A 12,980-nucleotide genomic window follows, 5' to 3' on the forward strand; every position below is an offset into this window, starting at 1 on the left:
GGCGCCCTTCCCCGCCCGGCCAAGTGCCGCCCCCCGCACCGGAGTTGAACCATGACCTGTTACGACTGCACCCAGCAGGACCGCACCGGAACCCCCGCCGTCGGCGTCTGCGCCCGCTGCGGCCTCGCCGCCTGCCAGGACCACGCCCGTGTGCTGGTCGCCCAGGTGTCCCAGTCCCACGGCCTGGGCCCGTCCACCGCCCCGATCGCGGCCCGCCGCTTCGTCTGCCACCCCTGCGACACCGCCGAGCGCGCGTACTGACACCGTCGGACGGGACTCAGGCGGTACGGGGCTACGCCCCCGCCCCGGTGAACCGGCGGCAGTCCCCGCACAGGCCCCACCAGGTGATCTCCGCCTCGTCCACGGCGAAGCCCTTGCTCTCGACCAGGTCCAGGCACGGCGCCCGGCCGACCGCGCAGTCGACGTCCTCGATCCGGCCGCAGCTACGGCACACCAGATGGTGGTGGTTGTCACCGACCCGCAGCTCATAGCGGGCGGGGGAGCCCGCGGGCTCGATACAGCGGATCAGCTCCGCCCGGGTGAGGTCCTCCAGCACGTTGTAGAGACCCTGCCGGGACAGCCCGCCCGGGGCGCCGCGGCCCACCCCGATCCGTCCCTCGATCTCCGAGGCGGTGGAGTGCGGGTTGCCGACCAGCGCGGTCAGCACGGCACGGCGCTGGGACGTACTGCGCAGCCCCTTGCCCTTGAGCAACTCGCCCGCCAGCCGCTCGGTGTCCCTCAGCTCCGTGTCCATGATGTGCCCCACTTCTCCCGCGGACTCATCGTCGCGGACTCATGGTCAAGGATGCCCGCGCATTTGATTGTGTCAAATGTGGCGGGCGGATGATCCGGGCCGATCATCGGGGCCGGCGACCGGGGCCGGCGATCAGGGCGGGTGACCGGGGCCGGCGATCAGGGCGGGTGACCCGGGCCGGTGACCAGGGCGGGTGACCCGGGCCGGTGACCAGGGCCAGTGACCGGGGCTGGTGATGCGGGCCGGTGAGCCGGGCCGGTGAGCCGGGCCGCCCTACCCACCCGGCTGCGGCGACACCCCCGCCCCCGGCCCCGGCCCCATGGACCCCGGTATCACCGGGTCGGGTATCACCGGGTCGGGATCGCCCCCGCCCGGATCGCCTCCCGACCCCGACCGTTCCCGCCGCCGCTCCGGGACCTCGTACGGCGACTCCCAGTACGAGTGGGTCACCGCCGCCCACCAGATCTCGAAGTCACCGACCAGCTCGCCCACCGTGCACTCCCGGGCCACCCGCATGGTCGCCCGCTCGTCCCACCGGCAGCGCAGCCGCCCCGGCCGGCTCTCCCGGGCCAGCGCCTTCAGCCGCCGTTCCAGACCCACCGCCGTCAGCGGCTCCGCCGACCGGTCGACCACCTCCACCGACCGGCGGCCCGGTCCGACGTCGTACCGGAACACCCATACCTCGCGCGTGCCGCCGCGCTCGGTCAGGGTCCATCCCCACACCGCCTGCGCGGCCACCGACAGATGGCGCCGCGACTGCTCCCGCCGCCGCTCCTGGTCCCGCTCCGCCCGCTCCCGCCAGCGCCGGTTCAGCTCCTGCTGTCTGCGCCGCCGCTCGGCCTGCTCGGCGGCCCGGCGGCGCTCGATCTCGGTGATCACCGGCCGGTACATCCGGACCGCGTTCCCCAGCACCGCACGGCAGTGGGCCGAGGCCAGCGCCCGCCGCCGGGCGCCCCCCGGCAGGAACCGGTTGCGCAGACTGAACTGCGCGGCGGCCCGCCTGCGCTCCGCCGCCACCACCGTCTCCTGGAAGCGCCGGGTCGCCAGCCGCCACGCCCGGTGCTCGTCCGGGGTCGCCGCGACCGTGTCCGCCGGACCCCAGCCGATCCCGCCCGGCGGTCCGTCGGTGAGCCGGGCGTACATCGCGTCGGCGGCCTCACCGAAGCTGCCGCCCACCTGGTGCGCCAGTTCGCGCAGGACGACGCGGCCACTCGCAGCCATCGCGGACATCGAAGGGTCTCCCTCCCGACAGAGCCACCACCCGACAAAGCCACCACCTGACGGGGTCACCACCCCGCAGGGGTCACCACCGCACAGGATCGAGCGCGCGGCACCCGCCGGGGAAGGGGCGGACGGGCGGCGCACAGGGGGTGGGACCGGGGCATGACCCGGGCATGAGCCGGACATGACCCGGGTGGCGGACGGCAGTCTTGGTCCAGACCTCTGACGGCTGAAAATCGCCGTGACATCAGCGGTCGCCCCGCCGACGACAGGTCCCAGGAGCCCGGACACGCGAAAGGGCCGACGCAAGGGGGGGTGTGCGTCGGCCCTTCAGGGGCGTACCGTCCGGGAGACCCCCGGTCACCCGTTCCCACGGGCGCCGACGGTGGTTCCGCGGCGGACGTCCGGACCGGATCGTCGCGCGCCCCGGGGGGTCTGGGGCGGGCGACCGTCCGATCCTGAGGAGCTTCCGGAGCCGGAGGGCCCCGGGTGTGTGCGCGAGGCACGACCAGGTCGAAGCTGGGGAAGCCCCGGCCTGAAACCGTCCACAGTCCCCTGTGGGCGGGTGTATCTCTCATCCGGGAAGAACCTACGGCAGGGGCTCCGGCCAGGACAGCCCGATCGGCGTCCCGCCATCCACCTCGCACACCTTCTTCACACGCTCTGCCGCGCTCCCCGGCCGCACCGGGGGCCTCAGATCCCGGCGAACGCCTGCTCGATGATGTCGAGGCCCTCGGTGAGCAGCTCGTCCCCGATGACCAGCGGCGGCAGGAAGCGCAGCACATTGCCGTAGGTGCCACAGGTCAGGACCAGCAGTCCCTCGGCGTGGCACGCCTTGGCGAGCGCGGCGGTCGCCGCCGGGTTCGGCTCCTTGGTCGTACGGTCCGTGACCAGCTCGATCGCGATCATCGCGCCCCGGCCCCGGATGTCACCGATGATGTCGAACTTCTCCGCCATGGCGGACAGCCGGCCCTTCATCACCGACTCGATGTGCTTGGCCCGCGCGTTGAGGTCCAGCTCCTTCATCGTCTCGATGGCGCCGAGCGCACCCGCGCACGCCACCGGGTTGCCGCCGTAGGTGCCGCCGAGTCCGCCCGCGTGGGCGGCGTCCATGATCTCCGCGCGCCCGGTGACGGCCGCCAGCGGCAGCCCGCCCGCGATGCCCTTGGCGGTGGTGATCAGGTCCGGGACGATCCCCTCGTCCTCGCACGCGAACCACTGGCCGGTACGGCAGAACCCGGACTGGATCTCGTCCGCGACGAACACGATCCCGTTGTCGTTGGCGTACCGCACGATCGCCGGGAGGAAGCCCTTGGCCGGCTCGATGAAGCCGCCCTCGCCGAGCACCGGCTCGATGATGATGGCCGCGATGTTGTCCGCGCCGACCTGCTTGGACATCTCGTCGATGGCCTGCGCGGCGGCCTCGGCCCCGGCGTTCTCGGCCCCGGTCGGCCAGCGGTAGCCGTAGGCCACCGGCACCCGGTACACCTCGGGCGCGAACGGCCCGAAGCCATGCTTGTACGGCATGTTCTTCGCGGTCAGCGCCATGGTCAGGTTGGTACGGCCGTGGTAGCCGTGGTCGAACACCACGACCGCCTGCCGCTTGGTGTACGCCCGCGCGATCTTGACGGCGTTCTCCACGGCCTCGGCGCCCGAGTTGAACAGCGCGCTCTTCTTGGCGTGGTCGCCCGGGGTCAGCTCGGCGAGCGCCTCGGCGACCGCCACATAGCCCTCGTACGGCGTCACCATGAAACAGGTGTGGGTGAAGTCGGCGAGCTGCGCGGAGGCCCGGCGTACGACGGCCTCGGCGGAGGCGCCGACCGAGGTCACGGCGATACCGGAACCGAAGTCGATCAGCCGGTTGCCGTCGACGTCCTCGATGATGCCGCCGCCCGCGCGCGCGGTGAACACCGGCAGTACGGAGCCCACACCCTGGGCGACCACGGCGGTACGGCGGGCCTGAAGCTCCTGCGACTTCGGGCCGGGAATGGCGGTGACGACGCGGCGCTCCTGCGGAAGTGCGGTCATGGGGGCTCCCTGTGATCGTGCGTTTCGGGCGGGTCGGCGGACGGCCGGGTTCTGTCGGTCGCCGGGCCGGATCGACGGCGCTGCGTTTCGGACGCTTCTCGGCTGTTTCTCGGCTGTTTCTCGCAGGCTAGGACGGGGGAGTGGGGCTGGGCATGCTCCATGTGGGCGTTTTCGGCGGCCCGCGTTGTCCGCCGTGGACATACCCGCCGCCGGGAGCCGTCCGGGCGGCGTGGCCGGACCCGGCCGTGTATGCGCTGAACTCCCCTTGCGGGCGGGTTAGATTGACTCGCCGACGGTGGACGGAACGGCTGGTCAGGGGGCAGGACGATGGACAGCGACGGGACGCAGGACGCGCGGGGCACTCACGCCGACCCCGTACCGCGCCCGGCGGCACCCCCCGACACCCAGGGGCCACCGCCCCGACCTGGCCTTCCGCCCCGACCGTACGCCGCGCCTCCCGGTCCGGCGACCTCCGCTCCGGGCGCCGTGGCGCCGCCGCCCCGCCCGGAGCAGGCCCCCGGGCCCCCGGGACCGGCCGTGCCGCCCCGGCCGCCCGCCGCCTCCCACCAGCTCCCGCCCGCCGCCTCCCACCAGCTCCCGCCCGCCGCCTCCCACCAGCTCCCGCCCGCCGCCTCCCACCAGCTCCCGCCCGCCGCCCCGACCGCCCCGCACGGCACCCCGCCCCGGCCCGGCACCCCGGCCGGTCCCGCACCGGTCGTCGGCTGGCTGGACACCCCCCGGCCCACCGCCCGGCCCGGCATCTGGCGGTTCGGGTACCGGCCGCCGCAGCCGGACACGGCACCCGCGCGGCTCGCGCCGATCACCGTCGTCGGACTGCTCGTCCCGCTGGTCGTCGGACTGCTCCTGTGGTCGCTGTGGCGCCAGGGCGGCATCCCCTACCAGTTCGCCCCGCTGCGCCTGGTCACCCCGGACGACTGGTGGTGGGGCGGCACCCTCGCCTCCCCGCAGGGCATGGAGGGCGCCGAGGCCAGGGTGGTCTACGACGGGGTCTTCTTCGCCGCCCTCGCCTACGCGATGAGCCGGCTCGGCAGCTGGCCCGACGTGGTCCGCCACTACCTCGGCCGCCGCCCCCAGCCCGCCCGCGCCCTGCTCGCGCTGCTGGCCGCGCTCGCCGCGCTCAGCCTGGTCTTCCCGGCCGCCTTCCCCGGCGTCGGCTGGGACCCGCTGCCCGTCGTCGCCCCCCTGTTCTCGCTGATCGCGCTGGTCTCCGGCGGCTACGACCTGTTCGCCTCCCAGCTCTTCGTCGACACCGTGTACGGCCTGATCACCCTGCTCGTCGTCATCCCCTTCGCCCGGCTCGGCGGCTGGCTGCCCTACGCCCGCGCCCTGCTCGCCGCCCGCGGCGAACGGCGCCGCCGCCCGGTCGCCGCGCCCGTCGAGCGGCCCCGCTCGCAGTGGCCCGCGCCGCGCGCCGAGGGCCTCACCGAGGCCGCCGACCTGCTCACCGCCGAGACCCTCACCGGCCGGATGAACGACGTGGACTGCGCCCGCGTCGACCGCGTCTGGCGCGACACCGGGCACGACCGGTCCCGGCTCGCTGCCTTCACCGACACCGTGCTGCGCCACGGCGCCGCCGCCTGGGCCCACCCCTCCGGCGCCCGCGACCTGCCCGTGCGCACCGCCCGCCACGATCCGCTCGCCGGTCAGGTCCGCATCGGCCGCTGGGGCACCGGCGACCGGGTCCCGGCCGCCCACCAGGGCGCGGGCGCCGCCCTCGGCCCCGAGGTGCTGGCCACCTCCCTGCTGGCGATCGGCCCGTCGGGCGCGGGCAAGACCCGGCGGCTGATCGAACCGGTCGTCGAGTCCCTCGCCCTGACCGCCCTCACCGGCGCCGCCTCGGTCGTCGCGGTCGCCGCCGCGGGCACCCCGCTTGGCCCGGACGGCGCCTACGACGTCGTCGTCCGGATCGGCGACCCCGCCTCCGTGCACGACCTCGACCCCTACGCCGAGGCCGACGACCCCGACGAGGCCGCCGCGATGCTCGCCGAGGCGCTCGCCGGGGATGTCGACACGCTCGGCACCCAGAGCGCCGCCACCGCCCTCGCCCAGCTCCTCGGCCCCTACCGGGCGGTGCACGGCCGCTTCCCGCCGCTGCCGGTACTGCGCGAACTGCTCGCGGGCGACCCGGCCGCGCTGACCGCCCTGCGGGACGCCCTGACCGGCGAGGGGCACACCGTGATGCGGCGCGAACTGGAGGCCCGGCTCCGCCAGCACGGCACCGCCGCCGACCTGGGCCCCGCCCTCGCCGACCGGCTCGCCCTGCTGGACCGCCCGGCGTTCGCCGACTTCTTCACCGGCACCGCCAAGGGCCCCCGCCCGTTCTCCCTCCGATCCATCGCCCACCACCCGCTCCGCGTCCGCGTCGACCTCCCCGCGCACGGCCACGAGGAGGCGTCCCGGCTGCTCACCCGCCTCCTGCTGGCCCAGTTCAGCACCGTCGTCCGGGACGGCGGACGCCGCCCGCACTTCGCCGCGCTGGTCCTGGACGACGCCACCGGCACCATCACCGCCGAGTCACTGCGCCGCGTCCAGCGCCTGCGCTCCCAGAACGCCGGTGTGGTGCTCGCCCTCCGCACCATCGGCGACGTACCGGAACCGCTGCACGGCCCGCTGTTCGCGGCCGTCGGCTGCCGGATGGCGTTCTGCGGGGTGAGCACCTGGGACGGCGGCCGGTTCGCGCAGGCGTGGGGCACCGAGTGGGTGGAGACCCGGGAGGTCGCGCAGCACACCGTCTTCGCCGACCAGCCCATGACCCGGGCCATCCACGCCCTGCGCAAGCTGGTCACCGGCAAGGCGGTCACCACGGACGCGGTCACCGTCCGCCAGGTCGAACGCGAACGCTGGTCCGCCTCGCAACTGGCCCACGACATCCCCCCCGGCCACGCGGTCCTGTCCCTGACGGACACGGACGGCGACCACACCCCACCGTCACTGGTGAACCTGACGACCTGAGACTGACCCCTTGCCACCTCTCCATCCGATCGGACAATGCGGCAGAATTAAGAACGACCGTTCATACAAGACGGCCAATCGATGAGCAGGCGGGAGCCGACGCCCCCCCGGGGCGGTCCGGCTCGCCTCCTGCCCCGACCGAAGGCCCGCCCCATGCCGCCCACACTCGCCTCCCTCGTCCACCACTCCGCGCTCCGGCTGACCGTGCGGGCGGGCCAGGACCGGCTGGAGGCACCGGTGCGCTGGGCCCATGTCAGCGAGCTGGCCGACCCCGTGCCGTACATGGAGGGCGGGGAACTGCTGCTGATCACCGCCCTCACCCTGGACGCGGAGGACCCGGAGGCGATGACCCGGTACGTCCGGCGACTGGTCGGCGCGGGCGTGGTCGGCCTGGGCTTCGCGGTCGGCGTCAACTACGACGAGATACCCGGGGCCCTGCTCGACGCGGCCGAGCGCGAGGGCCTGCCCCTGCTGGAGGTGCCCCGCCGCACCCCCTTCCTGGCGATCACCAAGGCCGTCTCCGCGGCCATCGCCGCCGACCAGTACCGCGCGGTCACCGCGGGCTTCGCCGCCCAGCGCGAACTGACCCGGCAGACCCTGTCCGACGGCCCCGAGGGCCTGCTCGGCGCGCTCGCCGCCCAGCTGGACGGGTGGGCGGCGCTCTACGACGCCTCCGGCGCGGTCGTCGCCGTGGCCCCTCCGTGGGCGGGCCGCCGTGCCGCCCGCCTGACCGCCGACGTACGGCGGCTGCGCGACCGCCCGCCGCCCGCCAGCGCGGTCGTCGGCGGACCCGAGCACGAGGACCGGGTCGAACTCCACTCCCTGGGCACCGGCCGCCGCCCCCGCTCCGCCCTGGCCGTGGGCACGGCGGGCCCGCTCGGCACCGCCGAACGCTACGCCGTGCACTCCGCGATCGCCCTGCTCACCCTCACCACGGAACGCTCCCGCTCGCTGCGCGCCGCGGAACAGCGCATCGGGACGGCGGTGCTGCGGATGCTGCTGGCCGGCGAACCGGACCACGCCCGCACGGTCGCGGGCGACCTGTACGGCCCGCTGCTCGACGCCCCCTTCCGGCTGCTCCTCGCGGAGGGCCCGGCGGCCCGCGACAGCCTCCCCGAACTGCTGGAGTCGGCGGCGGCCCGCGCGGGCGAGTCGATCCTGGTGGTGCCCGACGGCGACCGCCTGGTCGTCCTGGCCACGGAGGGCGGGGCGGCGATGGCCGCGTGCGCGGACCGCGAGCCGCGCGCGGACGAGGACACGCCGACCGCGATCGGCGTCTCGGCCCCGGCGGACCCGAACACGGTCCCGACCGCCCACACACAGGCCGAGCAGGCCCTGACGGTGGCCCGCCGCCGAGGCCGCCCCCTGGTCGAGCACGACCACCTCGCGGCCGGCTCGATCGTCCCGCTCCTCGCCGACGACGCCGTCCGCGCCTTCTCCGACGGCCTGCTGCGTGCCCTGCGCGAGCATGACGCGACCGGCCGCGGCGACCTGGTCGCCTCCCTGCGGGCCTGGCTCTCCCACCACGGCCAGTGGGACGCCGCCGCGGCCGACCTGGGCGTCCACCGCCACACGCTCCGCTACCGAATGCGCCGAGTAGAAGAAATCCTCACCCGCTCCTTGGACGACCCAGACGTCCGCATGGAACTCTGGCTAGCCCTGAAATCCCCCCCACCGGAACCCCCACACCCCTGAGACCCCCCGTCAGGGACGCGGGGAACTGCGCGACCAGCCACAACGCACCCGCACCCGCCTCGACAGGGGCGCGGGGAACTGCGCGAAAAGCGCCCACGCACCCGCACCCACCCACGACGGCCACCCCACCCCCCCAGGGGCGCGGGGAACTGCGCGACCAGCCACGACGCACCCGCAGGCACCCACATGGCGAGCCCCTGGCATTTATCCCAAGCCCACGGCATCACGCGAACCCGCGCTAACGGGGTGCCGCCGTGCCCACCCGTGCCGCCCCAGCGGCACGACTGCCCACGGCTATGCCAGGGGCGCGGGGAACTGCGCGAAAAGCGACCACGCACCCGCACGCACCCACGACGGCCACCCCACCCCCCAGGGGCGCGGGGAACTGCGCGACCAACCACGACGCACCCGCACCCAACCACCGCCCCCCACCCCCACCCCCCGGCCACCCCCCCGTACGACAATCCGGCAAACCCCCACCCCCCACCACTACACATCGGCCAACCCCCCACCCCCGCCCCCACCCCTACCGTGGAACCGACCGCACACCCACGGAAGGGCCAGATCACCATGACCGCCACCACCACCTTCTGGCTGGCCGGCCGCGAGGCCACCGGCGACGACACCTTCACCGTCACCTCCCCGTGGGACAACCGCACGGTCGCCACCGTCAGCATCCCCACCGCCCCCCAGATCGAAGAGGCCGTAACAGCCGCGCACGCCGTCCGCGAGGACTTCGCCGCCACCCCCGCCCACCTCCGCGCCACGGCCCTCGACCACGTGAGCCGCCGCCTGGCAGCCCGCACGGAGGAGATCGCCCAGCTCATCTCCGCCGAGAACGGCAAGCCCATCAAGTGGGCCCGAGGCGAAGTGGGCCGCGCCGTCTCCGTCTTCCGCTTCGCCGCCGAAGAGGCCCGCCGCTTCAACGGCGGAGACGCCCAGCGCCTGGACACCGACCCCGGCGGTCAGGGCCGCCTCGCCGTGACCCGCCGCTTCCCCAAGGGCGTCGTCCTCGGCATCGCGCCCTTCAACTTCCCCCTCAACCTCTGCGCCCACAAGATCGCCCCGGCGATCGCGGCCGGCGTCCCGATCATCCTCAAGCCCGCCCCGGCCACCCCCCTGTCCGGCCTGATCCTCGGCGAACTCCTCGCCGAGACCGACCTCCCGGCCGGCTCCTGGAGCATCCTCCCGGTCCCCAACGACCAGATGCCCGCCCTGGTCCAGGACGAGCGCCTCCCGGTGATCTCCTTCACCGGCTCCGAGAAGGTCGGCTACGCGATCATGGACAGCGTGCCCCGCAAGCACTGCACGCTGGAGCTGGGCGGCAACGGCGCCGCCGTCGTCCTCGCCGACTACGCCTCCGACGCCGACCTCGACTGGGCCGCCACCCGCATCGCGACCTTCTCCAACTACCAGGGCGGCCAGTCCTGCATCTCCGTACAGCGCGTGATCGCCGACGCGGCCGTCTACGACCGCCTGCTGCCGAGGATCGTCGCCGCCGTCGAGGCCCAGGTCACCGGCGACCCCGCCGACGCCACCACCGACGTCGGCCCGCTGGTCAGCGAGGACGCCGCGAAGCGCGTCGAGTCCTGGGTCGACGAGGCCGTACAGAAGGGCGCGGCCCTGCTGACCGGCGGCAAGCGCGACGGCGCCTCCTACGCCCCGACCGTCCTCACCGACGTCCCCGCGGACGCCACCCTCGCCTGCGAGGAGATCTTCGGCCCGGTCCTCACGGTCCAGAAGGTGAACGGCGAGACCGAGGCGTTCGAGGCCGTCAACTCCTCCAAGTACGGCCTCCAGGCGGGCGTCTTCACCCACGACCTCCAGACCGCGTTCCGCGCCCACCGCGCCCTGGAGGTCGGCGGCGTGATCGTCGGCGACGTCCCGTCCTACCGCGCCGACCAGATGCCGTACGGCGGTGCCAAGCTCTCCGGCGTCGGCCGCGAGGGCGTCCGCTACGCGATGGACGACTACACCTACGAGCGGGTCCTCGTCCTCACCGGCCTGGCCCTCTGACCGAAGCACGTCGGAGCACGTCGGAGCACGTCGGAGCACGACCACGGCCGGAGCCCACTGTGCGGGGGCTCCGGCCGCTCCCGTACCCCCGCCACCCCGTGGCCAACGCGCCCCACACGCCCCCCCAACACCCCCTACCGCCGCACCCCACACGGCCGAACCGCCGCGCGTGGGGTGGTCGCCTCCCCAGGATTCCGGTACATACGAACGGGTAGCACCCGTCGGTAACCGCAGGCCATGTCCGCAGCGCGTTCCCCAGCACACTCCCCCGCACACCCCACAGCGCGTTCCGCAGGACATTCCGCAGGGCATTCAGATCCCGATCCGCGGCGAGGTGAGCGTCATGTCCGCACCCCCCACCCAGCCCTCCGTCTCCGAGCGCGAGGCCCGCCGAGTGGCGGAGGCCGCTCGTGAGCGGGACTGGAACCGGCCGAGCTTCGCCAAGGAACTCTTCCTCGGCCGTCTCCGCCTCGATCTGATCCACCCCCATCCCCTCCCCGCCCCCGAGGACACCGCCAAGGGCGAGCGCTTCCTCGCCGAGCTGCGCGACTTCTGCGAACACCGGATCGACCCGGCCCGCATCGAACGCGAGGCCCGTATCCCCGACGAGGTCGTCACCGGCCTCAAGGAACTCGGCGCCCTCGGCATGAAGATCGACCCGGAGTACGGCGGTCTGGGCCTCACCCAGGTGTACTACAACAAGGCCCTCGCCCTGGTCGGCTCGGTCAGCCCCGCGCTCGGCGCGCTGCTCTCCGCCCATCAGTCGATCGGCGTACCGCAGCCGCTGAAGCTCTTCGGCACCCAGCAGCAGAAGGACACCTTCCTGCCCCGCTGCGCCCGTACCGACCTCTCGGCGTTCCTGCTCACCGAGCCCGACGTCGGCTCCGACCCGGCCCGGCTGGCCACCACCGCCGTCCCCTACGGCGAAGGTGACGAGCGGGGCTACCTCCTGGACGGGGTCAAGCTCTGGACCACCAACGGCGTCGTCGCCGACCTCCTCGTGGTCATGGCCCGCGTCCCGCGCTCGGAGGGCCACAAGGGCGGCATCACGGCGTTCGTCGTGGAGGCCGACTCGCCCGGCATCACCGTCGAGCACCGCAACGCCTTCATGGGCCTGCGCGGCATCGAGAACGGCGTCACCCGCTTCCACCAGGTCAAGGTCCCCGCCGCCCACCGCATCGGCCCCGAGGGCGCCGGTCTCAAGATCGCCCTGACCACCCTCAACACCGGCCGCCTCTCGCTCCCGGCGATGTGCGTGGGCGCGGGCAAATGGTGTCTGAAAATCGCCCGTGAATGGTCCGGCGTACGGGAGCAGTGGGGCAAGCCGGTCGCCCTGCACGAGGCCGTCGGCGCCAAGGTCAGCTTTATCGCGGCGACCACCTTCGCCCTCGAAGCCGTCCTCGACCTCTCCTCCCAGCTGGCCGACGAGAACCGCAACGACATCCGGATCGAGGCCGCCCTCGCCAAGCTCTACGGCTCCGAGATGGCCTGTCTGATGGCCGACGAACTGGTCCAGATCCGCGGCGGCCGGGGCTTCGAGACCGCCGAGTCGCTGAAGGCCCGCGGCGAACGCGCGGTCCCCGCCGAACAACTCCTGCGCGATCTGCGGATCAACCGCATCTTCGAGGGCTCGACGGAGATCATGCATCTGCTCATCGCCCGGGAGGCGGTCGACGCCCATCTCTCCGTCGCGGGCGACCTCATCGACCCCGACAAGTCCCTCCAGGACAAGGCGAGGGCGGGCGCCCACGCGGGCGTCTTCTACGCCAAGTGGCTGCCGAAGCTCGTCGCCGGACCCGGCCAACTCCCCACGTCGTACGGGGAGTTCAAGCACGGCATCGATCTCGCCACGCATCTGCGCTTCGTCGAGCGCACCGCCCGCAAGCTGGCCCGCTCCACCTTCTACGCCATGTCCCGCTGGCAGGGCAGGCTGGAGACCCGGCAGGGCTTCCTGGGCCGGATCGTGGACATCGGCGCCGAACTCTTCGCGATGAGCGCGGCCTGTGTACGCGCCGAACACCTGCGCGCCCGGGGCGACCACGGCCCCGAGGCGTACCAACTGGCCGACACCTTCTGCCGCCAGTCCCGCATCCGGGTCGAGGAACTCTTCAGCCGCCTGTGGACCAACACCGACGACCAGGACCGCAAGGTGGTGAAGGCGGTCCTGGCCGGCCGGTACGAGTGGCTGGAGGCGGGGATCGTGGACCCGTCCGGGGACGGCCCCTGGATCGCGGACGCGACCCCGGGCCCGTCGGCCGCACAGGACGTCCACCGCAAGATCCCCTGAGCCCCG

8 protein-coding genes are annotated in these 12,980 nt (G+C 73.9%); 5 read left to right on the forward strand and 3 right to left on the reverse strand.

Annotated elements, in window-relative coordinates:
- Positions 1-51: 51 nt before the first annotated feature.
- On the forward strand, positions 52-261 hold the full coding sequence (locus tag AB0D49_RS19780) for a DUF2180 family protein (protein WP_362758795.1): 210 nt from the start codon (positions 52-54) through the stop codon (positions 259-261).
- A 31-nt stretch (positions 262-292) separates the two neighbouring features.
- On the opposite strand, the gene AB0D49_RS19785 is transcribed toward AB0D49_RS19780, so the two are convergent.
- From AB0D49_RS19785 to gabT, 3 genes are all read right to left on the reverse strand, one after another.
- Complete coding sequence (locus tag AB0D49_RS19785; RefSeq protein ID WP_362758797.1) at positions 293-754, reverse strand: Fur family transcriptional regulator; 462 nt, start codon at positions 752-754, stop codon at positions 293-295.
- Between the two features lie 273 nt (positions 755-1,027).
- Positions 1,028-1,984 carry a hypothetical protein gene (locus AB0D49_RS19790; RefSeq protein ID WP_362758799.1) on the reverse strand — a complete coding sequence of 319 codons (957 nt, stop codon included), beginning with the start codon at positions 1,982-1,984 and terminating at the stop codon, positions 1,028-1,030.
- Positions 1,985-2,668: 684 nt separating this feature from the next.
- Positions 2,669-4,003, reverse strand: a complete 1,335-nt coding sequence (gene gabT, locus AB0D49_RS19795) for a 4-aminobutyrate--2-oxoglutarate transaminase (RefSeq protein ID WP_362758800.1) — start codon at positions 4,001-4,003, stop codon at positions 2,669-2,671.
- 327 nt (positions 4,004-4,330) lie between these two features.
- Here gabT and AB0D49_RS19800 point away from each other — a divergent pair, with 327 nt between their 5' ends.
- The 4 genes from AB0D49_RS19800 (at position 4,331) to AB0D49_RS19815 (ending at position 12,974) form a co-directional block, all read left to right on the forward strand.
- Entirely contained in the window at positions 4,331-6,976 is a 2,646-nt protein-coding gene (locus AB0D49_RS19800) for an ATP/GTP-binding protein (protein ID WP_362758802.1), read from the forward strand.
- Positions 6,977-7,129: 153 nt separating this feature from the next.
- On the forward strand, positions 7,130-8,671 hold the full coding sequence (locus AB0D49_RS19805; RefSeq protein WP_362758804.1) for a PucR family transcriptional regulator ligand-binding domain-containing protein: 1,542 nt from the start codon (positions 7,130-7,132) through the stop codon (positions 8,669-8,671).
- A 570-nt stretch (positions 8,672-9,241) separates the two neighbouring features.
- A complete protein-coding gene (locus AB0D49_RS19810) occupies positions 9,242-10,687 on the forward strand; it encodes an aldehyde dehydrogenase family protein (RefSeq protein WP_362758806.1) in 1,446 nt (481 codons plus the stop codon).
- A 343-nt stretch (positions 10,688-11,030) separates the two neighbouring features.
- Entirely contained in the window at positions 11,031-12,974 is a 1,944-nt protein-coding gene (locus tag AB0D49_RS19815; protein WP_362758808.1) for an acyl-CoA dehydrogenase family protein, read from the forward strand.
- The last annotated feature ends 6 nt before the right edge of the window (positions 12,975-12,980 follow it).

Source organism: Streptomyces sp. NPDC048290, from assembly GCF_040652095.1.
Lineage (GTDB): Bacteria > Actinomycetota > Actinomycetes > Streptomycetales > Streptomycetaceae > Streptomyces.

Coding starts and splice junctions, on each gene's coding strand:
- AB0D49_RS19810 (WP_362758806.1), top strand. CDS start 9,242: ATGACCGCCACCACCACCTTCTGGCTGGCCGGCCGCGAGGCCACCGGC.
- AB0D49_RS19800 (WP_362758802.1), top strand. CDS start 4,331: ATGGACAGCGACGGGACGCAGGACGCGCGGGGCACTCACGCCGACCCC.
- AB0D49_RS19805 (WP_362758804.1), top strand. CDS start 7,130: ATGCCGCCCACACTCGCCTCCCTCGTCCACCACTCCGCGCTCCGGCTG.
- AB0D49_RS19785 (WP_362758797.1), bottom strand. CDS start 754: ATGGACACGGAGCTGAGGGACACCGAGCGGCTGGCGGGCGAGTTGCTC.
- AB0D49_RS19790 (WP_362758799.1), bottom strand. CDS start 1,984: ATGTCCGCGATGGCTGCGAGTGGCCGCGTCGTCCTGCGCGAACTGGCG.
- AB0D49_RS19815 (WP_362758808.1), top strand. CDS start 11,031: ATGTCCGCACCCCCCACCCAGCCCTCCGTCTCCGAGCGCGAGGCCCGC.
- gabT (WP_362758800.1), bottom strand. CDS start 4,003: ATGACCGCACTTCCGCAGGAGCGCCGCGTCGTCACCGCCATTCCCGGC.
- AB0D49_RS19780 (WP_362758795.1), top strand. CDS start 52: ATGACCTGTTACGACTGCACCCAGCAGGACCGCACCGGAACCCCCGCC.